Origin of the sequence: Parvularcula oceani (assembly GCF_000733125.1) — a bacterium.
Lineage (GTDB): Bacteria > Pseudomonadota > Alphaproteobacteria > Caulobacterales > Parvularculaceae > Parvularcula > Parvularcula oceani.
The window spans coordinates 1-24,095 of sequence record NZ_JPHU01000004.1 but is presented as its reverse complement, the minus strand read 5'-3'; the positions used below and the strand labels follow the sequence as shown (position 1 = coordinate 24,095).

The window sequence follows — 24,095 nt, the reverse complement described above, 5'->3', positions numbered from 1 at the left end:
AAGCGCTAGCCGACGGCGGCGAAGTGGTTCGCCACGCCCACCGAAATGCGCAGGATCATCTCATAGGCTTCTTCGAGCGGCCGGATGAACTCGGCTTCCACGTCCTCGTAGCGGGCGCCTTGTTCCGCCGGGTAATCCGCGGGCTCGTCGAGGCGGTCGACGCCGTAATCCTCCGAACGGACGGGGAAGGTCTCGCGCAGCGTGGCCGCGGCCTGCGGCACGTCGAGCGCGAAGATCAGCGCCATGACGTCCTCCCGGCTGAACCCGCCTTGGGGCGTGAAGACCGGCAGGCGCGCCGCGATCAGGAAGACGCGCTGGATGAGGGCGAGCCGCACCGCATGCAGGAGGTCGAGGGTGACCGGCGGGTTCTCCCGCGCGGGCAGGTCCATCGCCTCCAGAGCGCGGTTGAGCGCGATCGCGTCGGAGCGCAGCCGCCCTGCGAGCTGGAGGGCCGCGAAATAGCGGGCATCCTCCGACAAGGCCTCGGCCAGCACCGAGCAGGGGCCTTCGAGCTGCGGCTCCTCGCCCGAAATCGGCCGCGTCGCCCAGAACGAGCCGTCATAGAGCTTCATATAGGCGATCAGCGTCTTCATCTCGGAGTTCGACTTGGAGGTCGCGACGAGGCGCATGATCCGGTCGAAGCGGTCCGAATTCCGGCGCAGTCGGCCATAGGCTTCGGGTTCGACGCCGAGCGCGCTGCCCACCCCGCCCTGGATGTTCGCGAGGAAGCCCATCTGCTGCAGGATGCCGTTATGCGGAATGGCGCGGATGCGCCGCAGCGAGGTCTCCTCGTCCGCACCGCGCTCGAACTGGCGGCGGGAGCGGCGCGAGCCGGTCTTGGGCAGGAGGGCGAGGCCCATCGCGCCGAGCGCGATATTGTAGGCGGGGTCGGAGAAGAGATCCTCCTGCCGCCGCTTCACCGCATTGTAGAAATCGAGGCTCGCGGAGGTCTCGCGATAGAACGGATCGGCCTCGGACGCCTTCTCCTTGGCGGTCGCCCCGGCGCGCAGGACGCCGGCGAGCGTGCGCTCTGACAGCTCCGGCCCGGTGAACCAGACATAGCCGTCGCCGCCCTGGAAGCTCTGCTCGTGGACGAGCGGGATGCCGCGGGCGGCGAATTGCGCGCGCGCCCAAGGGCTGCAGGCATAGAGGCAGCGGTCCTCGATGCCGCCCGGATGGCCGCCACGGCCCATGCTTTCGCCATGCGTGTCATAGATGACCGCCTCGAGATGCCCCAGGCCCTGGCGCTGCATCTCGTCGGCGAGCTGGCCCTGAAGGCGCTCGATGGCGAGGCCCGCCGGCACCTGTCCCATGAAGCGGCCGGCATCAGAGAAGCCGGTCTCGATACAGACCCGGCCGCGGCGCTGGACCTGCTCGCGATAGGGTTTCTGCTGGAACAGGACGTCCATGATGCGGCGGCCGCGATCGAGGCTGACGGCGGTCTCGAAGAGAGGGCAGACGTCGAGCTTCTCCTCGACGCCGAAGAGGCGGGCGAGATAGATCGTCGTCAGGACCGTGACCGGGTTCTCGCACTCGGCGATCAGCAGGCGGATGGGCGTGTCCGCATCGATGTGCTTGAGGATCTGCGCGGTCGCGATGAAGAGGCGCGCCGCCGAGGAGTCCTCGCCCGCAAGGGAGGCGAAGTTCACCCTGAGAGGCTTCGTCTCCTGGATGAGCCGCGAGACGTCTTCCATCGCGCTCCTGCCGAAGAGATCGACGTCGCGCCCGGCGGCGAGGGCCGCGCGCGCCGCATTGCGGATCTGCGCGGCGTTGAGGCGGAAATGGACATCGCCCATGCCGAGCCCGAAGGTCAGCATCTCGGCCCTCAGGGCGACGAGGCGGCAGGCGACCTCTTCGTCGGCCCGCTCGGCGAGGCGCAGCAGCGTGTCGGCGGCTTCGCGGACGGAAGTGAGGCGCCCTTCGCCCTCGGCGGTGACGAGATTGGCGGCCTTGGTCAGCGCATCCACGCTGTCGAGCGGGTCGCCGAAGGCGGCCGCCTCCCGCTCCGCGCGGGCATGCGCCGCGGCGAGCTGATCGCGCAGCCCGCTCGCCATGTCGCCGGCGCCGGCCGCATCGAGGCGCTCGACATAGCCCGCGAGGCGGTCGCGCTTTTCTTGGAGGCGGTGCGCGATGACGGCCTGCCAGCCGATATCGTTGCGGCCGTCCATGTCATAGCCGACCCATGTGCCAAGCCCGATGGGCTGAGGGGTGAGGGTCAGCCAGTCCTCGGGGAAGCGCTTGCGCGCATAGCGCAGGACGCGGATTGACAGCGCGTGAAGCGCCTCGGCCGCGCAGCCCATGGCCGCTTCGGCCTGGGCGTGTTCCTCGGACAGGGTGATATCGGCATTGGGCAGGCCCGGCCCCTTGGCGGGCACGGCGCGGGTCGCCGCGGCCTCGGCCAGGCGCTCACGCGCCTCGGGCGTGAGGAGGAAGGTCGGGTGGCCGGTGAAGACCAGCGTCTCGCGGCGCCGGTTCCAGAAGGCGGAGAAGGAGGCCCAGTCCGGCAGGTCGTCGGAGAGGGCGGCGACCACCGCCTCGAGCGGGTCCTCCTCCTCGCCGAGCTTGAGGTAGTCCGCGACATGCTCTGCGCGTCCGGCGAAGGCGTCCTTGTCGAGGAGGTCGATCAGCGCGGACAGCGTGTCCACGCCGAGCTTGCCGCCCTCGAGTTCGCGCGAAAGCTCGTGGGCGAGTTGGCGCACGGGATTGGACAGGGGATCGCGCCGCACCTCCTCCCGCAAGGCCTTGAGGCGGTCGGTCAGGGCATCCTCGAGTGCGCTGGGCGACAACTCGTGAAGGGGCGTTGTGGACATGCTCTTGCTCCGGCCGGTCTGAAAGGGACGGGAGCGGTGTGCAGGAGCGAATGGCGGAGCGTCAATGTTCCAGCCGAGAACGAAGCAGTATGTGATCCCGTCAGGCGGTCATCGCCGCGACTGCGTCCGAGCCCCAATGGGCGAGCTTCTCGAGAAGCTTGTCCTTCTTGATGGGCTTGGGAAGATAGTCCGACATTCCCGCATCGAGACAGACCTGGCGGTCTTCCGCCAGGGCGTGGGCCGTCACCCCGATGATCGGCACGTCCGCCCCGCGCTCGCTCGCTTCGCGGATCGTCCGCGTCGCCTCCAATCCGTCCATCACGGGCATGGAAACGTCCATCATCACGAGGTCCGGAGCGAGCTCCTCGAACAGCGCGACGGCCTCCTCGCCATTGCCGGCGAAGTGAACCGTGTAGCCGGTATCGGCGAGCATGGTCTTCACGACGAGCTGGTTGACCATATTGTCCTCCGCGACGAGGACGACGCGGTCGCGGCCCGCTTCCGGGGCGTCCTGCTTCGCACCCCGAAGGGCGGTCCGCGCTTCGCCCGCGGTGCGCAGCGCGGCCTTGGTCAGGGCCGATGTTACTGCATCGAGAAGCTGGCGGGATCTCAGGGGTTTGACGAGATAGGCGGCGAGGCCGAGTTGCTGCTGAAGCTTCCCGTCGCCCGGCTGCCCGGCCGAAGTCAGCATGATCCGGGGCATCGCCGACAGGGCAGGATCGGCCTGCATCGCCAGGGACAGGTCCTCGCCGTTCATTTCCGGCATCTGGTGGTCGATGATCGCCAGGGCGTGGCGCTCGCCCCGCTCCGCGCGCTCGCGGGCGGCCCTGATCGCGTCTTCGGCGCGTTCGAAGCAGTCGGGAACCATGCCCCAGCTCGACAGCTGTTCCTCGAGGATCAGGCGGTTGACTGCATTGTCGTCCACGACCAGCGCCGCGAGCCCGTCCAGCGCGGCGGGCGCCACCTTGGCGTCCGCTCCGCCCGGGGCGAGGGACAGCGCGACCTTGAATGTGAATTCCGAGCCTTCGCCGAGCCGGCTGCGGGCATGGATGTCCCCGCCCATGATCGCCGCGATCTTCTTGGAGATCGACAGGCCGAGCCCCGTGCCCTCGAAGCTGCGCGAGGTGGAGCCGTCGACCTGCTCGAACATGTTGAAGATGTCTTCGAGCTTGTTCTCCGGGATGCCGCATCCCGTGTCCTCGACGGCGATCTCGAGATTGACCTGACTGCCGGAGCAGCGGCCCCGGAGGTCGATCAGGACCTGGCCTTCGCTGGTGAACTTCACCGCATTGCCGACCAGGTTGGTGATGACCTGGCGGAAGCGTCCCGCATCGCCCATGAGCCACAGGGGCAGGTCGGGCTGAATGCGCACGAGGAGTTCGAGGCCCTTCTTCTGCGCCGTGGGCGAGACGAGCGAGGCGACGTCCTCGACCGCCGCGCGCACGTCGAAGGGCTCGGCGGCGATGCTCATCTTGCCCACTTCGAGCTTCGAGAAGTCGAGGATGTCGTTGATGATTGTCAGCAGGCTGTCGCCCGAGCGCTGAATGACCTCCGCCATATCGCGCTGCTTGGGTGACAGCTCCGTCGCCATGAGAAGCTCGGCCATGCCGAGGACGCCATTCATCGGCGTGCGGATTTCGTGGCTCATATTGGCCAGGAATTCCGACTTGGCGCGGCTCGCCGCCTCCGCGGCGTCCTTCGATGCCATGAGGTCGTCGCTCAGCGCCTTGAGCTCGTCCTGCCGGTGCATGTCGCTGGTGATGTCGTTCAGCGAGACGACGAAGCCGCCGCCCGCGCGGGGCGTGTAGTTCTCGCGGATGGCGCGCCCGTCGCGGGTGCGGCGGTAATGGACGAAGGGCTCGCCGCCCGAGATCGCGCCCGCGTCGAACGGGGCCTCGTCTTCGCGGTTGAAGCTCTCTCCGCCCGTGCCTGCGGCGAAGGCGCTGTCATAGGTGCTGGCGAACGCGGTGCCGACTTCCCAGCGGGCCGGAGGCAGCGCATCCGCCGCCCGCTCGTTCATCATCTCCACACTGCCTTCGGAGGACAGGACAACGAGCCCGTCGCTCATCGTGTTCAGCACCTCGGCCAGAAGCTCGGTGCGCTCGCGCAGGGAGCGGGTGCGCTGCGCGATCCGGGTCTCGAGGAGGTGGTTTGTTTCCTCGAGCGCCGCCCTTGCCGCATCGGCGGCCTTCTTCGCCTCGTATTCCTCGGTGATATCCCGTGTATAGCCGCGATAGCCCAGGAAGGTGCCGTCTTCGGCGAAGCGCGGAGAGCCGTCCGAGCACAGCACCCGACCCTCATGGGTCGGCGTGACGCAGTCGCGGAAGGGAAGGCGCTGCGCGATCTGCGCGAGGTGGTTCTCCCACACCTCGCGGAACCGTTCGGAGGAATAGTCAGAATAGCTGGCGCCGCGCACGGTGCCGATCATCTGCTCGACGGGCACGCCGGTCCATTCGGCGAACTTGTCGGACAGATAAGTGTAACGGTTCTCCTCGTCGGTCTCCCACAGGCAATCCGCCGCGAGCGTGGCGAAGTCGCGGAAGCGCGCCTCGTTCTGCGCGAGAACCGCCTCGGCATGCCGCTGCTCGGAGATATCGACGATCCAGCCGCGATAGCCCTGGAATACGCCATCCTCCACGATGGGAACGCAGCTCGTCTGCGTGGCGACCTTGCGGCCCATGATCGTGATGCCGCGCGTCTCCAGGTCCCGCACGGCTTCGCGCCTGGCGAAGGCCTCCTCGAAGCCCTTCATCGCCTTTCGCGTGATGGGGTCGTCGGTATTCGCCATGTTCTGGAGGGACTTGCCCAGAAGCGTCTCGGCAGGCGCGTCGATGAGCTTGTGGAAGTTCTCGGACACCCGCACCAGGCGGCCATCGGCATCCGTTTCGAAATTGTAGTCGTGGCTGACGGAGAGGAAGTCGTTCAGCGCCCTCTGCGCGGCGGCCGTCAGAGTGGATTCCATGTCCGCCCGGTCGTGCAGGTCGCCGACCAGATGCTTCACCGCCCTCAGGATCAGGTGGAGCAGGCCCATCAGGACGAGCATCGTCAGGCCGGTGGGGCGCAGGAAGCCTTCGCCGAACAGCGCGAGGAAGCATCCCATCGGCGCGATCAGCGTCACGAGCACGATCCGGGCAAGCTTGGGGAAGGCGTAGAGGCAGAAGCTGCACACCGCGCCGGCAATGGTGATCCAAGCCGTCGCGAGCGCCGTCACCCCGATCCCGCCCCTCGCGGCGACGAAGGTGAGGAAGACCGAATAGACGACCGCGACGCCGACGCTGGAGATCCACAGCCAGCGGTGCATGGATTCGGCCTTGGCCGGCGCGAAGCTCCGCACATCCGCCTTGGACCAGTAGAAGAAGCGGACGATCGAGAACGCGCCGATCAGGACCGGCACCACGACTGCCGCTTCCAGCCCGACCACGAACGCCGCCCATCCTCCGACGAAGGACGTGCAGATCATCGTCATGTAGAGAACGGGCGTCAGATAGGCGAATTCGCCGAGGCGCTTGGTCAGCACCGCGCTGTCGCTGTCGCTCGTACTTGCCGCCGCCATGAAGTCCCCACCGGTTGATCGGTCGGTGGGAGCTAACACAGTACCGTTAAGTGACAGTCACCGGGGCCGCGAGGACTGGCGCATCCCCGCGGCCCGGTTTTCCTACCAGATGCGCACGCGCTCTTCGGGCGGCAGGTAGAGATCGTCCTGCGGGCCGACACCGAAGGCCTCGTACCAGGCGTCCATGTTCCGCACGACGCCGTTGGTCCGGTATTCGGAGGGCGAATGCGGATCGGTCGCCAGACGGTTCTTCAACTCGTCTTCGCGATAGAGCCGCTTCCAGACCTGCGCCCAGGAGGCGAAGAAGCGCTGATCGCCGGTCATGCCGTCGATCACCGGCGCTTCCTCGCCGTCCAGGCTGAGCTTGTAGGCGTCATAGGCCATAGTCAGGCCGCCGAGGTCCCCGATATTCTCGCCCATCGTCAGGTCGGGGTTCACCGAATGGCCCTCGACCGGCGAATAGCCCGCATATTGCTCGCCGAGGCTCGCGGTCCTCTCGTCGAAGCGGGCCGCGTCCTCTTCGGTCCACCAGTCGCGCAGCATGCCCGTGCCGTCGGACTTGCGGCCCTGATCGTCGAAGCCATGGCCGATCTCGTGGCCGATCACCGCGCCGATGCCGCCATAGTTCACGGCCGGATCGGCATTGGGATCGAAGAAGGGCGCCTGAAGGATCGCCGCGGGGAAGACGATCTCGTTGCGGTTCGGCGAGTAGTAGGCGTTGACCGTCTGGGGCGTCATGAACCACTCGCCCTCGTCGATCGGGCCGCCGAGCTTGGAGATCATCTCCTCATAGGCGAAGCGGTCCGCCCGCTTCTTATTGCCGATGGCATCGCCCCGGACGACGTCCAGATCGGAATAGTCGGTCCACTCGTCGGGATAGCCGATCTTGGTGGTGAAGGCGTCGAGCTTGGCGCGTGCCTCCTCGCGGGTTTCCTCGCCCATCCATTCGAGCGTTTCGAGGCGGCCGCGGAATGCCGTCTTGAGGTTGTCCACCAGTTCTTCCATCTGCGCCTTGCTCTCGGGCGGGAAGTAGCGGTCGACATAGACCTCGCCGACGGCCTCGCCGAGCGCGCCGTTGACGGCCGCGACGCCGCGCTTCCACCGTTCGCGCTGCTCGGGCGTGCCGCGCAGCTCGCGGCCGTAGAAGTCGAAGACGGCTTCGTCGATCTCGCTGGGCAGGACAGAAGCGTATTCGATCAGGGCATGCGCCTTGAGATAGTCCGACCACACCTCGACCGGCGTGTCGGCGAAGACTTCGGCCGAGGCCTGGATCGCATCGTTCTCGCGCACGATAACGCGGGTCTCGCCGCCGAGCTCCAGATCGGTCATGATCTGCTGCCACGGCATTTGCGGCGCGTATTCGGACAGCTCCTCGACCGTATAGGGGTTGTAGGTCAGGTTGCGGTCGCGGCGCTTGGCGGGGTCCCAATGCGCTTCGGCCAGCCGTTCCTCGAGCGCGTAGACGCGCTCCGCGGCGGCTTGAGGATTCTCCTCGCCGGCGAAGCGGAGCATCGTGGCGAGCAGGCCCTTATAGGCCTCCGCCTTGTCCGCGAATTCTTCCTTCAGATAGTAATCGCGATTGGGCAGGCCGAGGCCCGACTGGGTCATGTAGACCGCATAGCTGTCGGGGTCCTTGGAATCGACGTCGACATAGAGGCCCATCGGCGCTTCGGATGCGCGCGAGATGTCGGCGAAGGCCGCGGCCACGTCGTCATGGCTCTCAAGGGAGTCGTAATAGTCGAGATCGGCCCGGATCGGCTCCAGCCCCTTTTCGTTGATCGCCTCCGTGTCGAGGAAGCTCGCGAAGTAGTCGCCGATCTTCTGCTCGACCGAGCCTTGGGCGGCATCGCTCCGCGCGGCTTCCTGAATGATCTCCTGGACCCGCTCCTCCGAGCGCTCGAAAAGCACGGTGAAGGCGCCATAGCTCGAGAACTCGTCAGGGATCTCGAAGCTGTCGAGCCATTTGCCGTTGACGTATTGGAAAAAGTCGTCACCGGGCTCGACCGTCTCGTCCATGTCGGCGAGCACGATGCCGAACGAGCCGAGCTCCGGTTCGGTCGCAAGCGCCGTGTCCTGATCCTGCGCCTCGGCCGCCGCGGCGGCGGGCGCCTGGGCGGCGGTCTCCTCTGTGTCCGAAGAGCAGGCGGCAAGAGCGAGGGCGGCAGCGCCGGCAAGCAGAAGGGTCTTCGTCATGTGGCCTCGGATGCTGAGCAAAACAAAGGCCCGCAAGCGGGCCGTGCGCGCCTCTTAGCCCAAGCCGGCGGCGCTGACAAAACAGTGCGCGGGGCAACTACCGGCGGCGCGGCGCTGTTGGGACGGCAAGTTTCAACGCGTGCAGGAGAAGAACTATGAAGGACGACTGCGATGCAGCCTTGCGTCCGCATTGGGATATCCAGCGCCGAGGCGGCCCGGTCCTGGCGACCGCGGTGCATGCCGGCCACGTCATGCGCGATGAGCTGAAGCCCTATCTCGCCATTTCCGAGCAGGACCAGCGCCGCGAAGAGGATCCGATGACCGGCCTCTGGTCGACGGTGGGCGACGACGCCTTCCGCAATTACACATCGCGTTTCCAGGCCGACCTCAACCGTCCGCGCGACAGCGCCATCTACCTCAAGCCCGAGGACAGCTGGGGGCTTCAGGTCTGGAAGGAGACGCCGCCGGACGAGATGATCGAGCGGTCGCTCGCGGTCTATGACGCATTCTACGACATGATGGCGACCTGGATCGAGGGGCTGATCGCCGAATGCGGCAAGGTGCTGGTGCTGGACATCCACAGCTACAATCACCGGCGCGACGGGCCGCATGGCCGGCATGGTCCGCAGGAGGACAATCCCGACATCGATCTCGGCGTGACGACCCTCGACAGGGAGCGGTTCGGGGGCGTGCTCGACGTCTTCAAAACCGCGCTAGCGGCCCAGCCCGCCCAGTCCCGCGAACTCGACGTGAGGGAGAACGTCCGTTACCCCGATGGCGGTCACTGGCCCGAATGGGTGTTTGCGAATTACGGCGCGGACGTCGCGACCATCACGCTCGAATACAAGAAGTTCTACATGGATGAGTGGACCGGCACGGCCTTCCTGCCGGTGATCGAAGACCTCCGTGCGGGACTCGATGTCGCTGCCTGCGCCGCGAGAAAGGAGTTGCTCTCTTGCCGCTAGACGACGTCCCCGCGCCCAAGCCGCGTCCGCTTCCGCCCGTCGCCGACAAGGTCGACGAGGCGCTGGCGCGGATCGATGAGCAGGTCGACTGGCTCGTCGCGCTCTCGCCGCTCGGCAATGACCAGATGTGGGAGCGCTTCAAGGAGAGCGGCTTCACCGAAGAGCCCGTCCTGCGCTATCCGCCGCAGCGCGCCGATCTGAGCGGCCTGCGCGACGAATTGCTCGGCCTGCCCGTCCGCGACATCGAAGAGCCCTCCTTGCAGGTGCTTCTCCGCGAGAAGCAGCGTGAAGTGGACCGGCAGATCGAGCTCGTCCAGCTCCGCGACACGGACGGCTTCGTGCCCGCTTCGATCGACCTCTTCGGCGGCACCGATCCGAGGCTCCTCACCATCGCGCAGGACATTCTCGACAAGGTCGAGCGCGGCCCCGCGGAGGCCGAGGAGGCGACCTTTGAAGACATGGTCGCCGCCTCCAAGGTCGAATTCGACCGCTATCGCGCCCAGGCACCGGATTTCCGCTCCGAGATCATCGTCGAGGACGACCTCAACTCGATGCTGATGGTCAATCACGGCCATCTCCACATCGCGCGGTCCATGCATCTGCGCCATGACCGGATCGCGCCCCTCGTGGCCCATGAGGTCGGGATCCACGTGCTGACCCGGCACAATGGCCGCCGCCAGCCCCTGCGCCAACTCGAGGTCGGACTGGCCCATTACGACGCGCTCCAGGAGGGGCTGGGCACCTTCGCGGAATACCTCACCGGCTATCTGCCGCCGCGGCGGCTGCGGGTTCTGGCCGCGCGGGTCATCGCCTGCGACCTCGCCGTGGACGGCAAGAGCGTCTGCGAGATCTTCGCGCGCCTCCACGAGGAAGAAGGCCTCCTGATCGACGATGCCTTCGATATCGCCGTCAGGGCGAAGCGTGGAGGAGGGCTCACCAAGGACGCTCTCTATCTCGGCGGCTTGCGGGAACTGCTCGCCTATCTCGCGGAGGACGGCGATTTCGAATTCCTCCTCCTGGGCAAGTTCAGCCTCGCCCAGCGCCACACCATCTCTCAGCTCCTCGAGGAGGGGTGGCTCGTCCCGGCCGAACTCCTGCCGAGCTTCCTCAGCGATCCGCAGGCACAGCGCAGGCTCGACCGCGCACGCACCATGACCGTGGACCAACTCTTCCAAAGGACACCCGCACCATGAAGCTGACCTTCGTCGTCAATGACGTCCAGACCGAGAAGGAAGACTACACTACGATCCGGCTGGCCCGGCGCGCGGTCAGGAATGGACACGACGTCTCGCTGACCAGCATCGTCGATTCGACCTATGAGCCCGACGGGCATGTCGCAGCGCTCGCCTCGAAGCCTCGCAAGACCGAATACGAGGACGATGCCGACATCCTGGCCGACCTCAAGGATGCCGAGCCGACGCGGATCCGGCTGACCGAGCAGGACGTCGTCCTGCTGCGGTCCGATCCGGCGCAGGAGCTGGAATCGCGCCCCTGGGCGCCGACCTCCGGCCTTCTCTTCGCGCAGCTCGCCGCATCGATGGGCGTGATCGTGCTCAACGATCCGCAGCACCTGACGGACGCGTCGAACAAGACCTATTTCCAGCAATTCCCCGAGGCGATCCGCCCCGCCACCTGCATCACGCGCGACCCCGAGGAGATCAAGGCCTTCATCGAGAAGATGGGCGGCAGGGGCGTGATCAAGCCCCTCCAGGGCTCGGGCGGGCAGGGCGTCTTCATCGTCAAGGAGGACAGCGCCTCAAACCTCAACGTCATGATCGAGGCGACGGTGCGCGACGGCTACGCGATCGTGCAGGAATATCTGCCCAAGGCCGCCGATGGCGACCTGCGGCTGATCACGCTCAACGGCAAGCCCCTCAAGGTGGGCGACACCTATGCCTGCTTCCGCCGGTACAATGACAGCGGCGATGCCCGGTCCAACTTCACCGCGGGCGGCCAGATCGAGATGGCGCAGCCGGACGAGGATGCCCTGCGCCTCGCCGAGATCTGCGCCCCGAAGCTGATCCGCGACGGCATGTATCTCGCCGGGCTCGACATCGTCGGAGACAAGATGATGGAGATCAACGTCGACACTCCCGGCGGCATCAACCTCATCGAGTCCCTGACCGATGCGGACTTCGCCGGCGCCATCATCGAGGACCTCGAACGCAAGGTCCGCCTGCGCGAGCATTACAAGGGCAAGCTGTCGAACGACGACATTGCGATCATGTAGCGTCTTGCGGGGCGGGGCGGGGGCTCTATGACCGCCCCATGAGCGCTCCAGACGATGCCCGCCTCCGCCTCGCCGTCCAGAAAAAGGGACGGCTCGCCGATGACAGTTTCGACCTCCTCGCCCGTTGCGGCTTGAAGGCCAGCCAGTCGCGTACCCGGCTCTATGCCCGGATCGCCGAGCTGCCGATCGACCTTCTTCTGGTCCGCGACGACGACATTCCGGGCCTCGTCGCCTCCGGCTCGTCCGATCTCGGCATCATCGGCGGCAACGTCTTCGAGGAAGAGGCGCTGACGGGCGGCGCGGGAGAGGCCGAAATCATTCTGCCGCTCGGCTTCTCGCGGTGCCGCCTCTGCATCGCGGTGCGCAAGTCGCAGGACTATGCGGGGCCGCAGGATCTCGCCGGGAAGACAGTCGCCACATCCTACCCGGCGCTGACCGAGCGCTGGATGCGCGAGAACGGCGTCGATGGCCGCACCGTGACGATGAACGGCGCGGTGGAGATCGCGCCGCGCCTCGGCGTCGCGGACGCGATCTGCGACATCGTCTCCACCGGCGGCACGCTGGATGCCAACGGGCTCAAAGTCGCCGAGACCATCTTCCGCTCGGAGGCGCTGCTGATCGGCGGGGGCGGGACGCTGCCGCCGGCGAAGCAGGCAACGCTCGATGCGCTGCTCGCGCGGATGCGGGGCGTGATGCGCTCGCGCGACGCGAAATATGTGATGATGAACGCGCCCCGCTCGGCGGTCGACGCGATCAGGGATGTCCTGCCGGGCGCGGACTCCCCCACCGTGCTGGATCTGGCGGGCGCCGGCGACATGGTGGCCCTGCACGTTCTCAGCACCGATGCGGTGGTCTGGGAGCATCTCGAAGAGCTCAAGGCCCTCGGCGCGAGCGCTATTCTCGTTCTCGACGTGGACAAGATGCTCAGCTGACCATCGTTCGGCCTTGTTTTGGTCACGGCTGTTAACGCTGTATGACTCCAACGGTTCGAGATCACGAAGGAGAGAGAACCTGGCCTTACAACCTCTCCGTCTAGGCAGTCGGCTCACACGCATCGGTCGCAGGGCACAGCCCCAGCAGACGCCGATGCGCTGCTGGGAGCCGAGAACCATGCTGCTGACTGCGCTGACACTCACTGCCGCCGCTCTGGTGGGAAGCAAGAGCATCGGACCGGGAGAGGTCATCGACCTCGCAGTACCAGGTGGCGCGGCGCGATCTCTCGCGCTCGAATTGCACGATGTGCGGGACGTCTACGGATCGGTCGCGACGTTCCGCCTCGAGGCGGTTCAGGGCGGACGCGTCATTCAGACCCAGGACGTGCAGGTCAGCGAACCGGGGGGCACGATCACCTTCGACGCCCGACTGCCTTTCGACCGGCTGCGCATTTCGGACGCGGAAGGCCATTTGCGGGCAAAGGTCGGTCAGGTCACGTTCTGCGCGTTCAAGGTCGTTCGCGGCGGCGCTGGATGCCTGTCGGACAGGGCAGGGGCGGTCCGCACCGCCGCCTGGACGGCCAAGGGGCCGGCGGCTGCGCCCGCAGCCCCGCTTGCCGGCGGGGCCAAGCCGACGCTGCCCTCTTCGCCCGCGACGCCTGCCACGCGCCTTCCGGACGTGGCCGCGCCCGCTCCCGCGCCGACGCCGGCAGCGCCGCTTCCCGCACCGACGACGCAGGCTCCCGCGCCGACGGCGCCGAGCCCGGCTCCCGCACCCACCACCGACCCCGAGCCTCTGGTGGACGACCCCGACCCGCAGCAGCCCGTGCCGCCATCAGCGCAGCCGCAGACCCCGCAGGGGCCGGTGACGATCGAGACCCATGCGAACCCGTTCGCCGGGGCCGAAGGCGCGCCGGAGATGCTGGCCTATGATCTGCCGCGTGAGCGGATCGTTCAGCTCAATCCGAGCGGCTTGAACTATTGGAACCCGTCCTCGCCTGTCCTGGACAAGTCGCGCATGCTGACGCTCTGGAACCTGAAGGACGAAAGCGGCAAAGATCTGAACAAGGTCGGCTTCACCTGGCCCGACAATTCTGTCCGGTACCGCAGGGATCTGCGGGATATTCCGTCGAATGCTTACGGCCTGCCCGATCTTGGTGCAGGGCGGTACGCTGACAGGTTCGCGAAAGGAGATATGCACCTCCAGGCCGGCGTGTTCTATGATGTTTCCCGCGACATCGACTGGGAGCGCTGGATCGCCGGCACCTATACGATCGTCGTTGAGCACGAAGAGAATGCCCGCCTGAATATCGAGCCCCGGGTCGCCGCGGAGTACAAGACCATCAGCGGGCCGAGCATCGTATATCTGGGTGACGGGTTTGTCCGCAAAGAGTGGACGGTCGAGGTGCCTGTGGGGCTGAAATTCCTCGAAATCCAGGTGCGGGGCGGCACGGCCCGGCAATGGCGGCGTCTTTCGATCTATCAGGTGAAGGACGTGGACGGGAAGCCGACAGGCGACCGCGCGCGGCACGAGGCGGGGAATGTCTGGTCGGAGCGCTATCTCGAGCTCTTCGCCGACCGTTATAACGCGCTGCGCCATCTTGACACTCTGGCCCAGAACTCTGTGGCTGAACTCCTGCACACTGAGCGCAACAGCCTCGACAAGCAGGGCACCTGGGAGGGTGCAACGCAGGTTCTGCCTTTCAGCCATTTCCCTTGGGACCATGCCCGTCACCTCAACGGCAGCTATGCGGGTGGCATGCCGCTCGAGGCGGCGCTGCGCATGAATTACGAGGCGAGTCGGCTCACCGAGGACGGACACGTCCTAAATCCGCAGATCTTCATCCCGCAGCGGGCCGTGGGGCCCGAACTCGACGCCTATATCGACGAGATCGCCGATCATGTGCGGTGGGCCGCCGATCACGGTGTGGACTACGAGTACGTCAAGGTCGCCGTCGGCAATGAAATTTGGAACTCCGGTGGCGGTTTCCGTGACGATCACCGTTATTTCGCCGGCATGCCGAAGACGCTCTACGAGTTCACCAATGCCGAAGCCCCTGGCTACCGCGACAGCAGAGCCCAGTTCGAGGCAACCGACCCATGGTATGTCGATTGGAACACGCTCGAGAAGGACAGCGGCGTGAACACACGAGCGGCCGTGAAGAGCGCGGGACGCAGAATGATCCAGGTCCTCTCCCGCCTCCACGCCCGTCATCCGGACATCAACTGGATCGGAGAGTTCTCGGCCCAGACCGCTTGGCTCGATACCATTGACTGGGCTTTCGAAGGCGCTCGCGACGGGGCTGCTGATGTCGAGCGGTGGGCGGCGGAAGGGGATATGTGGACCGGCTCGACGAATTATGCCCTGATCCCCACCGACGCTGACGGGAACTACGATGTCGGGGCTTTGTTCACCGTCTCCCTGACGACCTACCACAATACGCTCGGCGGCCCATGGAGAAGCCTGTTCGCTGGCCTGAAGGATGCCGAGATCGATGAGAAGAGGCGGGACGGAAGCCTCAATGCATATGTCCTCGACCGCTGGCTCACGCTTCCCGCGGACCCCGTCGATCCGGAGACGGACATGCACAAGTTCAGCGACAGCCTGTCCGGCATGATGCGGCAGTACCGTTGGATCGTGTCGCGCGTTGCAGATCAGGGCGGTGCGATGATCGATTTCTACGAAGGTGGCGACCATACCTTCGAGAATGGCAAGTGGGCATCCTCGACCAAGCAGGCATTCCGCCGGTGGAAAGCCTCGCCCGAAGCCGCCCAGCTGCAGGACGCGTTGCATGAGGCACTTCTCGACCAGCCCCTGATCATCGGCGTCTCCGACTATGGGCACGTGACGAAGGATGAGGATCGGCAGGGCAATCTCGTGGACACCAACCCCTGGCTCGAAGAAGCCGATCCATGGACCGAGGAGCCGTGGGAGCGGATCTGGGAGAAGCGGCGCCAGCCTCTCACGCCTCCCGCCTCGCATTCGACCTCGTCGATGCCGATCCGGTCGAGGCTCCGCCGCTAGGCGCAGCCTCCTGCGGGGGCCCGGGCCGCGGACCTTTCGCGGCACGGAGAGAACACCAGCCGCAGGGCCGTTCAGGGCCCCGCGGCTGGACCCGCTTCAGGCCGGCTCAGTCAGCTCTTGGCGGGGCGCAGGCGAAGCGGCGGAGCCCTCGCCGCGCTGCGCGAGCTGTCTCACCGCCTGTTCGAAGCTGCGGCCTCCGCCCTTCCGGGAAAAGCGTTCCGCCGTCGCCCGCGCCCGCTTCGACATCATCAGCCATTCGGCGGCGGGCATGTCGGCGAAGCGGCGGATCTGCATCGCGAAGGCCTGCGGCTGGGCATCGACGATGATGCCGTTCGTGCCGTCGATGATGTCCGGCGCCGCGCCGACGGCCGTCGAGATGACGGGGGTGCCGCAGGCCATCGCCTCGAGGATCGGAAGGCCGAACCCTTCGGAGGTCGAGGGCAGGAGCCAGGCGCGGCAGGCGCCGTAGAGGGACGGGATCTCGGCCTGTGGCGGGCGGAGAGCGAAGCGCTCGAGCGCCGTCAGCTCGTCCGCCCCGGGAGCGGTGGCGCCGAAGCTGATGAAGGAGAGGTCGGAGCGTCCCCTGCGCGCGAGGTCGAAGGCGCTCCTGGCCAGCGGCATGTTCTTGATCGGGGTTTTCGAGAAGAGGAGGCCGAAGCGCGGCTCGGGGATGCCGTCGCGGGTCGGCGGCACGAAGCGCGTCGTATCAACCGCATTGGGGACCACGGTCACATCCGTCGCGCCATGCTCTTCGCGCAGGATCCGTTCCAGCCAGGGCGCGACGAGGATCTTCGGCATCGGATCGTCGAGCACCGCCCGCACGCGGTCGAGGGGCAGGTAGTCGAACATCTCGTAACCCTGCACGAAATGGATCTTGCGCCCCTTGGCGGGCGGCAGGGCGCGCACCCATTCGGCTGTTTCCCACCACGTCGCCATGACGATGTCCGCATCGGGAAGATCGGCGGCGGCCAAGGGGCCCGTGCGGTCGAGGACGATGTTGTTCAGGCCTCGGCCGCGCAGAAAATCGTCTTGCAGCTGAGCTTTCCTGTAGAGCGGCAGGCGCCGCCACGGACCGCCGAAGAGGCGCTCGCGCGCGGGCTTCGGGGAAATGAGGGTGACGCTGTGTCCGGCGCTCCGGAGCGCTTCGGCATAGTCCGCGATCATCCTGAACCCGCCGACCAACGCTCCGTGTCCGTTGCAGTGGACGATGGTGATGCGCAGCGGCCTGCGGGCGCGGTGCCCGCCTTGGTCGAAGGTGGCGGCCGCGCCGAAATCCAGGGGCAGGCGCTTATCCGGCCATCGGCTGCGCCGCGTGTAATCGAGGTCTACCGTCATGCTGTCGCTCGTTCCCTATGCATCTTCCGGTCGCGTTGGTTGCACAGGTTGCAAGAGACAACCAAAAGTATTTTGCAGTCGTGACGGGCGGTCCTTGACGGGGCCGTCCGTCGCCCCTAGAGGGGCCGCCTTGGTCCCGCCGCTGTAGCTCAGTGGTAGAGCGCACCCTTGGTAAGGGTGAGGCCGAGAGTTCAATTCTCTCCAGCGGCACCAGGGCCCCGAACCGGACGAAGGACGGCATGGCGGACCGGAACGACGATGGGCCCCGCCGCCCCGAACCCAAATCCAAGGAAGAGCGGCTGGCCGAGCAGCTCCGGCGCAATCTGCGCCGCAGGAAGGCGGCGAAACCGCCGCGGGAGGAGCGCTGATGGACAGGCTCGCGATCATTGGCGGACGCGAACTCTATGGCGAGGTGGAGATCGCCGGCGCCAAGAACTCCGCTCTCAAAGTCATGGTGGCCGCGCTCCTGACGGACGAGGCGCTGCGCCTCGACCAGGTTCCCGACCTCGCCGATGTCCGCCAGCTGACGACGCTCCTGCGCAATCACGGCGCCTCCGTCGAGCGCGATGGCAGCGGGCTGACGATCCACGCGCGCGACATCTCTTCGACGACCGCCCCTTACGACATCGTCCGCAAGATGCGCGCGAGCTTCAACGTGCTCGGTCCGCTCCTCGCGCGCGAGCACGAGGCGCGGGTCTCGCTGCCCGGCGGCTGCGCCATCGGAGCGCGCCCGGTCGACCTCCACCTCAAGGCGCTCGAGGCCATGGGAGCGGAAATTGCGCTCGACGAGGGCTATGTGCAGGCCCGGGCGCCGGGCGGGCTCAGGGGCGGGCGCATCGCCTTTCCCTTCGTCTCGGTCGGCGCGACCGAACATGCCCTCATGGCCGCGACGCTGGCCGAAGGGCGCACCGTTCTGGAAAATGCCGCGCGGGAGCCGGAGATTGCCGATCTCGCGACCTGCCTCCGGGCCATGGGCGCGAAGATCGAGGGCGACGGCACCTCCACGATCACCATTGACGGCGTGGATCGCCTGCACGGGGCAGAGCATGAGGTTCTGGCCGACAGGATCGAAATGGGCTCCTACGCCATGGCCGTCGGCGCGGCGGGGGGCGAGCTGTTCCTCAGGCGCGGGCGCCTCGAACTTCTGGGCGCGGCGGACGGCATCCTCGAAGAGGCCGGGCTGGCCCTGCGCGAAGAGGATGGCGGTTTGCGGGTGACCAAATGGGGCCGCCCGACGCGGGGCACATCCGTTCAGACAGAGCCGTTTCCGGGCTTTCCCACCGATCTTCAGGCGCAGTACATGGCGCTGATGGCGATGGCCGATGGAACCTCGACGATCCGGGAGACGATCTTCGAGAACCGCTTCATGCACGTTCCCGAACTCATGCGCATGGGCGCCGACGTGAAGGTCGAGGGCCGCTCCGCAACGGTGATCGGCAAGCCGCGCCTCAAGGGCGCCCCGGTCATGGCGACCGATCTGCGCGCGTCGATGTCGCTCATCATCGCGGGCCTTGCGGCGGAGGGGCAGACCATGGTCTCGCGCCTCTACCACCTCGACCGCGGCTTCGAGCGGCTCGACGAGAAGCTGCGTCAGGTCGGCGCACTGGTCGAGCGCGTGCCTGAAGAGGGCTGACGCGCCGACTTTGCCACTGTGCGAAGAGGCGCAAAGCCTCTAGGTGGGCTGTCATGAAGCCCAAGACATACACGCCGCTCGCCCTGATGGCCGCCGACGAGGAAGACCTCGAAGTGGTCTCTGCCGTCCTGCAGGACGCGGTCGCGAAGACCGGAGAGATGGCCTTCCTGCCGCGCGCGCGCCGCTTCGTCCTCGTCGCCAACCGCTTCGTCTGGGAGGAGGGCGTGAGGAAGAGCCGCGGGCCCTTCGCGCGGGTGCGGACGGGCGCGCATTTCGACGACGTCGTGCGGGTGCGCAGCAAGAATGTCGACCTGTCGTCCAAGGATGCCGTTGTCAGCATCCTCGCCGTGCGCTTCGAGGCTGGCGAGGACGGGACGGGCACTATCATCCTGAACCTCGCGGGCGGCGGCGCCATCGCACTCGATGTCGAAGCCATCAACCTGACGCTCGAGGATCTCAGCGACCCCTGGGCGACGCGGAGCAGGCCGAACCACGAAGAGGCGCCGTGATGGTTCGCCGTCTGCGCACCGGGGCGCCGGGCTTCGAAGCGGAGTTCGAGCGTCTCCTTCACCTCAAGCGCGAGGCCTCGGCCGAGGTCGGCGACGCGGTGGCCGAGATCATCGCGCGCGTGCGGGAGGAGGGTGACGTCGCCCTCTGCGCCCTGACCGAGCGTTTCGACCGCTTCGCGCTCACGCCGGACAGGCTCGCTATCGGGCAGTCCGAGATCGAGGCGGCGCGCGCCAAATGCCCTCCCGCCGAAATCGAGGCGCTTCAGCTCGCAGCGGGCCGCATCGAGGCCTATCACCGCCGTCAGCTGCCCGAGGACGAGCGCTGGACGGATGATGCGGGCGCGACGCTGGGATGGCGCTGGACGCCGGTCGATGCGGCGGGCCTCTATGTGCCGGGCGGCACCGCGAGCTATCCCTCTTCGGTCCTGATGAACGCGATCCCCGCCCGCGCGGCGGGGGTGGGGCGCGTGGTCATGGTCGTTCCGACCCCTGACGAAACCCTCAACCCGCTGGTGCTGGCCGCCGCCGGGATCGCCGGCGTCACGGAAATCTACCGGGTGGGCGGCGCGCAGGCGATCGCAGCGCTGGCTTACGGCACGCAGACCATCGCGCCCGTGGACAAGATCGTCGGGCCGGGCAATGCCTATGTCGCCGCCGCCAAGCGGCAGGTCTTCGGCCAGGTCGGCATCGATTCGATCGCCGGGCCTTCGGAGATCACCGTCGTCGCCGATGCGGACAACGATCCCGACTGGATCGCGGCCGACCTCCTCAGCCAGTCCGAGCACGATGCTTCCTCGCAGAGCATCCTGATCACCGACGATCCCGCTTTCGCGGACCGTGTGGCCGAAGCGGCGGAGGCGCAGCTTCGCGCGTCCCCGCGCGAGGAGATCGCGCGGCGGGCGTGGGAGGACAATTCCGCCCTCATCGTCGTGCCGGGCCTCGGCGATGCGCCGCGCCTCGTCGACCGCCTCGCGCCGGAGCATCTGGAACTCGCCGTCGAAGATCCCGACGCCATGCTGACGAGCATCCGCCATGCCGGCGCGATCTTCCTCGGGCGGCATACGCCCGAAGCGGTCGGTGATTACGTGGCGGGGCCGAACCACGTCCTGCCGACGGCGCGGGCCGCGCGGTTCAGCTCTGGTCTCTCCGTGCTCGACTTCCTCAAGCGGACCACCATCACCGGCCTGTCCGAGAAGGCGGTGCGCCGGATCGGTCCCGCCGCCGTCACGCTGGCGGAGGCCGAAGGCCTGCACAGCCATGCGCAGAGCGTGAAGCGCCGGCTCGATTGAGGGCGCTTCGAGCTTCGCTCAGAACAGCACACGCTCCTTGAGGCCCAGGCCGCGCGGGCGGCGGAAGGCGACCGTGCCGCCGCGCTTTTCGAGGCCGATGCTCGCCTGCCGGCCCGGCTCGTATTCCGGCGACAGGATGTCCGAGACGGTGACGAAATCGGCCTGGCCGCGATCCCCGTCGAGCTGCAGGTCGATATAGCCGTAGCTTCCCGTGCCGTGCCAGCGGACATCCGGGTTCTCGCGGCGCAGGAGGAGCGAGTAGTCGAAGGCCTTGTCGCGCAGATAGCCGGTCGGGCCGGGGGATGTGACGCCGGTCGTGCCGAGCTCCACGCCCATCGGCGAGCCGTCATCGTCGCGCAGGTCGTTCGCCCAGAATTCATGCGTGTCGCCGGTCAGCACGATCAGGTCCCGCGCCCCGGCCGATTGCGCTCTCTCGTAGAAGCGCTGGCGCGCGGCCGGATAACCGTCCCAGGCATCGACGTTGAGGGGCAGGCCGAGGGCCGAGAACTGCACGAAGGCGCGGACCTGGTCCCATTGCTGTTCGAGCTCGAGGAGATCCGCCTCCGTCACATGGGGCACGAGGTTGGGCGCGGTGACCCGCGCCATGATCACCTGGTTGGCGACCAGGCGCCAGGGCTCGGACCGTTCGACCGAGCGGCGCAGCACGCTCTCGAGATAATCGAGCTGCGCCTCGCCCATGAGGGTGCGGCCCGAATCCTCGAGCTTGTCGCGGCGCCAGGCCGCGATCGCTTCGGGCGAGGTCAGCTGCGGCACGATGTCGGAATATTCGAACTGCTCCGAACGCGCCGTCAGCCGCGTCTCGATGGCGGCAAGGCTTAGGAGGCCGCCCCAGCTATAGTCGCGGTAGAGCGCCTCGCGCGAACGCCCCGGCTCAGGGTCGCGAACCGGCATATACTCGTAATAGGCCTGCAGCGCCGCCCGCCGGCGGTCGTTCCAGTCGCCCTCGTCGCGCTGGTGGTTCTGCGCGCCGCCCTCCCAGGAATTGTTCGCGGTCTCGTGGTCGTCCCAGATCGCGATCAAGGGGTGGGCGGCATGCATGGCCTGCGAGCAGGGGTCGGATTTGTACTGACGATGCCGTCGCCGGTAATCGTCCAGCGTGACGATCTCGTGCGCAGGCTCGTGCTGGCGGCCGAGCGTCTTGCCGACATCGCCGCCATAGCCTCTGCGCCCGTATTCGTAGATGTAGTCGCCGAGATGGATGACCGCATCGAAGTCGCCGCGGGCGATATGGTCATAGGCATTGAAATAGCCGAACGGGTAGTTCGAGCAGGAGACGATGGCGAATCGCGCCCGTTCCGCCTGTTCGGGCAGGGTGCGCGTGCGCCCGGTCGCAACCGCATCGCCCGAGAGGAACCGGTAGTGATAGCGCCGTCCGGGTTCGAGACCGTCCGCCACGAGCTTCACGGTGTAGTCGCGGGACGGCCCCGTCTCGAATCGCGCGGACCAGACGATTCGGTCGAAATCGGGCGAATCGGATAGCTCCGCCATGCCGCTCACCGTGCCGCCCGCCCCTGCGGGCGCGGCGCGGGTCCATAGGACGACGCTGTCCGTTCGCGGGTCGCCGCTGGCGACGCCGCTGCTGAAAGTCCCTGATGCGGCGAGCCTTTCCGACTTCATCAAGGCCGATCCGGCGGACCCGCAAGCGGCCAGGCCGAAGAGCCCGCCGGCGAGGAGCCGTCTTCTGGTGAGAGTCATCGCGCTGCCCCTGTCGCTGCCATGCCCTTATTCAGGGTTATTGCGTCAATTTCGTCTCATAGGTGGGTTGTCAGCCGGTTCGAGCGGCTCTATTTGCGCCTCCCGCCGCGACCCGTATCTGCCACGCGAGGTGGCCCACCCAGGGGGACGGCGCTTTTCCAGAAGTGGCGGTCAGGACTTCGACCACAAAAACCGAAGTCGTAGCCGCCTGCCGAAAGGGGACCCCATGCGGTGGCAAAATACCAAAGCGCGCGGCAGCTAGCCGAGACCCAGCCGGACGAACCGGTGTTCTGCATCCGCCCGCACGCCGTGCGTCGGGCGGCATCCTGGTTCTCGGACAATTTTCCGGGCCAGACCTATTACGCCGTGAAGGCGAACCCCGAGCCATGGCTGCTGAAAGCGGCGTGGGCCGGCGGGATCGACCATTTCGACGTGGCGAGCCTGTCCGAGATCCGTCTCGTGCGGGAGCTGTTCCCGGCGGCGACGCTCGCCTTCATGCATCCGATCAAGGCCGAGCGCGCGATCGCCGAGGCTTATTCCGAGCACGGCGTCCGCATCTTCTCCCTCGACACCGAGGAAGAGCTCGACAAGATCCTGCGCGCGACCGGGAACGCGTCCGACCTCACGCTCGTCGTGCGGCTCGCCGTCGCCTCTCATGGCGCGCATGTTCCGCTGACGTCCAAGTTCGGCATCCACCCGGCGCTGGCGCCGTCGCTCCTGGGCCGCGTGCGCCAGGCCGCGGCGAAGCTCGGCATCAGCTTCCATGTCGGCAGCCAGTCGCTCGCCTCGGGCGCCTATGACGCGGCCATCGCGCTGGCGCAGAACGCGGTCGTCGAAGCGGGCGTGATCCTCGACATCCTCGATGTCGGCGGCGGCTTCCCGGCCGCCTATCCGGGCATGCTGCCTTTGCCGATGTCGGCCTATGTCGACGAGATCTCCCGCCGCTTCGAGCCGTTCCTCTCCACAGGCAACTCCGAGCTGTGGTGCGAGCCCGGCCGGGCGATTTCCGCCGAAGGGGCGAGCCTGCTCGTCAAGGTCGAGGCGCGCCGCGGCGACTGCCTCTACCTCAATGACGGCACTTACGGCGCGCTCTACGACGCGGGCGCTCTGGATTGGGTCTATCCGGTCCGGAACGTCAGCCGGGGCGGTATCCTGACGGACTTCTCCTTCTACGGACCCACCTGCGATTCGGCCGACAAGATGGAAGGGCCGTTCTCCCTGCCGGAGGACACCCAGGCCGGCGACTATATCGAGATCGGCCAGCTCGGCGCCTATGGGCGCTGCATGGCCACCCGTTTCAACGGCTATGGCGACTACGCCGAAGCCGCGTGCACTGACGATCCCTTCGGATCCGTCTTCATCCAGGACAACGAACAGATTTGGGAGGCGATCCAATGAGCGTCGTCGAATTCAAGAAGAAACCCGAACTCGCCCACCAGACGGGCGATGAGCTCGATCACTTCATCACCCGCGACGGCAAGACCTTCGCGGGCACGCACCTCATCATCGACCTGCACGATGCCGAGCGCCTGACCGACAAGGACCACATGGAGGCGACCTTCCGCGCCTGCATCGAGGCCTGCGGCGCGACGCTGCTGCACATCCACATCCATACCTTCCTGCCGTCCGGCGGCCTCTCGGGCGTCGCGGTGCTCGCCGAGAGCCACATCTCCGTGCACACCTGGCCCGAGCGCGGCTATGCCGCCTTCGACGTCTTCATGTGCGGCGACGCGCAGCCGCAAAAGGCCGTCGAGATCCTCCGCCACGCCTTCAAGGCGGACCGGGTGGAAGTCGGCGAGCACCTGCGCGGCGAGGGCGTGGAGTAAAAGGCGCCGATTTTGCGCTTCACCTCTCCCTGTGGGAGAGGTCCAAATCTACGATTTGGGGTGAGGGCACGTTGGGGCC

16 protein-coding genes and 1 tRNA gene are annotated in these 24,095 nt (G+C 67.0%); 12 read left to right on the top strand and 5 right to left on the bottom strand.

Features of this window, described 5'->3' with window-relative positions:
- Nucleotides 1-5: 5 nt before the first annotated feature.
- From IE88_RS0106055 to IE88_RS0106045, 3 genes are all read right to left on the bottom strand, one after another.
- Nucleotides 6-2,810, bottom strand: coding sequence for a phosphoenolpyruvate carboxylase (locus IE88_RS0106055; protein ID WP_156032425.1), 2,805 nt, complete (start codon nt 2,808-2,810; stop codon nt 6-8).
- Nucleotides 2,811-2,910: 100 nt separating this feature from the next.
- Complete coding sequence (locus IE88_RS17180) at nt 2,911-6,363, bottom strand: response regulator (RefSeq protein ID WP_051881574.1); 3,453 nt, start codon at nt 6,361-6,363, stop codon at nt 2,911-2,913.
- A gap of 102 nt (nt 6,364-6,465) precedes the next feature.
- Nucleotides 6,466-8,556: a M13 family metallopeptidase gene (locus IE88_RS0106045; RefSeq protein ID WP_031551634.1), complete on the bottom strand. Its 2,091-nt coding sequence runs from the start codon at nt 8,554-8,556 to the stop codon at nt 6,466-6,468.
- A gap of 155 nt (nt 8,557-8,711) precedes the next feature.
- Between IE88_RS0106045 and IE88_RS0106040 the strand changes: the two genes are divergently transcribed.
- From IE88_RS0106040 to IE88_RS18370, 5 genes are read left to right on the top strand one after another with little or no spacing between them, the layout of a single operon-like run.
- Complete coding sequence (locus IE88_RS0106040) at nt 8,712-9,521, top strand: N-formylglutamate amidohydrolase (RefSeq protein WP_051881573.1); 810 nt, start codon at nt 8,712-8,714, stop codon at nt 9,519-9,521.
- A complete protein-coding gene (locus IE88_RS0106035; RefSeq protein WP_031551628.1) occupies nt 9,512-10,714 on the top strand; it encodes a tyrosine/phenylalanine carboxypeptidase domain-containing protein in 1,203 nt (400 codons plus the stop codon). The genes IE88_RS0106040 and IE88_RS0106035 overlap by 10 nt, the downstream gene beginning before the upstream one ends.
- A complete protein-coding gene (locus tag IE88_RS0106030; RefSeq protein WP_031551624.1) occupies nt 10,711-11,751 on the top strand; it encodes an ATP-grasp domain-containing protein in 1,041 nt (346 codons plus the stop codon). The genes IE88_RS0106035 and IE88_RS0106030 overlap by 4 nt, the downstream gene beginning before the upstream one ends.
- A gap of 38 nt (nt 11,752-11,789) precedes the next feature.
- Nucleotides 11,790-12,683, top strand: a complete 894-nt coding sequence (hisG, locus tag IE88_RS0106025) for an ATP phosphoribosyltransferase (protein ID WP_031551621.1) — start codon at nt 11,790-11,792, stop codon at nt 12,681-12,683.
- 13 nt (nt 12,684-12,696) lie between these two features.
- Nucleotides 12,697-15,708 carry a hypothetical protein gene (locus tag IE88_RS18370; protein ID WP_162178303.1) on the top strand — a complete coding sequence of 1,004 codons (3,012 nt, stop codon included), beginning with the start codon at nt 12,697-12,699 and terminating at the stop codon, nt 15,706-15,708.
- Between the two features lie 96 nt (nt 15,709-15,804).
- Here IE88_RS18370 and IE88_RS0106015 read toward each other — a convergent pair whose 3' ends face one another.
- The gene (locus IE88_RS0106015; RefSeq protein ID WP_051881572.1) at nt 15,805-17,043 is read right to left on the bottom strand and encodes a glycosyltransferase family 4 protein; all 1,239 of its coding nucleotides are present in this window, start codon (nt 17,041-17,043) and stop codon (nt 15,805-15,807) included.
- A gap of 138 nt (nt 17,044-17,181) precedes the next feature.
- Between IE88_RS0106015 and IE88_RS0106010 the strand changes: the two genes are divergently transcribed.
- The 5 genes from IE88_RS0106010 to hisD all read left to right on the top strand — a co-directional run bounded on the left by IE88_RS0106010 (nt 17,182) and on the right by hisD (nt 20,474).
- A tRNA-Thr gene (locus IE88_RS0106010) sits at nt 17,182-17,256 on the top strand.
- A gap of 26 nt (nt 17,257-17,282) precedes the next feature.
- Nucleotides 17,283-17,411, top strand: coding sequence for a hypothetical protein (locus IE88_RS18840; RefSeq protein ID WP_272945599.1), 129 nt, complete (start codon nt 17,283-17,285; stop codon nt 17,409-17,411).
- Complete coding sequence (murA, locus tag IE88_RS0106000; RefSeq protein WP_031551612.1) at nt 17,411-18,676, top strand: UDP-N-acetylglucosamine 1-carboxyvinyltransferase; 1,266 nt, start codon at nt 17,411-17,413, stop codon at nt 18,674-18,676. The genes IE88_RS18840 and murA overlap by 1 nt, the downstream gene beginning before the upstream one ends.
- A 53-nt stretch (nt 18,677-18,729) precedes the next feature.
- Entirely contained in the window at nt 18,730-19,185 is a 456-nt protein-coding gene (locus tag IE88_RS0105995; protein ID WP_031551609.1) for a DUF2948 family protein, read from the top strand.
- Complete coding sequence (hisD, locus tag IE88_RS0105990) at nt 19,185-20,474, top strand: histidinol dehydrogenase (RefSeq protein ID WP_031551606.1); 1,290 nt, start codon at nt 19,185-19,187, stop codon at nt 20,472-20,474. The genes IE88_RS0105995 and hisD overlap by 1 nt, the downstream gene beginning before the upstream one ends.
- An 18-nt stretch (nt 20,475-20,492) precedes the next feature.
- On the opposite strand, the gene IE88_RS0105985 is transcribed toward hisD, so the two are convergent.
- Nucleotides 20,493-22,190: an alkaline phosphatase D family protein gene (locus IE88_RS0105985; RefSeq protein ID WP_051881571.1), complete on the bottom strand. Its 1,698-nt coding sequence runs from the start codon at nt 22,188-22,190 to the stop codon at nt 20,493-20,495.
- Nucleotides 22,191-22,421: 231 nt separating this feature from the next.
- Between IE88_RS0105985 and IE88_RS0105980 the strand changes: the two genes are divergently transcribed.
- Together IE88_RS0105980 and speD are read left to right on the top strand one after the other, a co-directional pair.
- Entirely contained in the window at nt 22,422-23,588 is a 1,167-nt protein-coding gene (locus IE88_RS0105980) for a type III PLP-dependent enzyme (RefSeq protein ID WP_031551601.1), read from the top strand.
- The gene (speD, locus tag IE88_RS0105975; protein WP_036766704.1) at nt 23,585-24,016 is read left to right on the top strand and encodes an adenosylmethionine decarboxylase; all 432 of its coding nucleotides are present in this window, start codon (nt 23,585-23,587) and stop codon (nt 24,014-24,016) included. Before IE88_RS0105980 ends, speD begins: the two co-directional genes overlap by 4 nt.
- Nucleotides 24,017-24,095 lie beyond the last annotated feature (79 nt).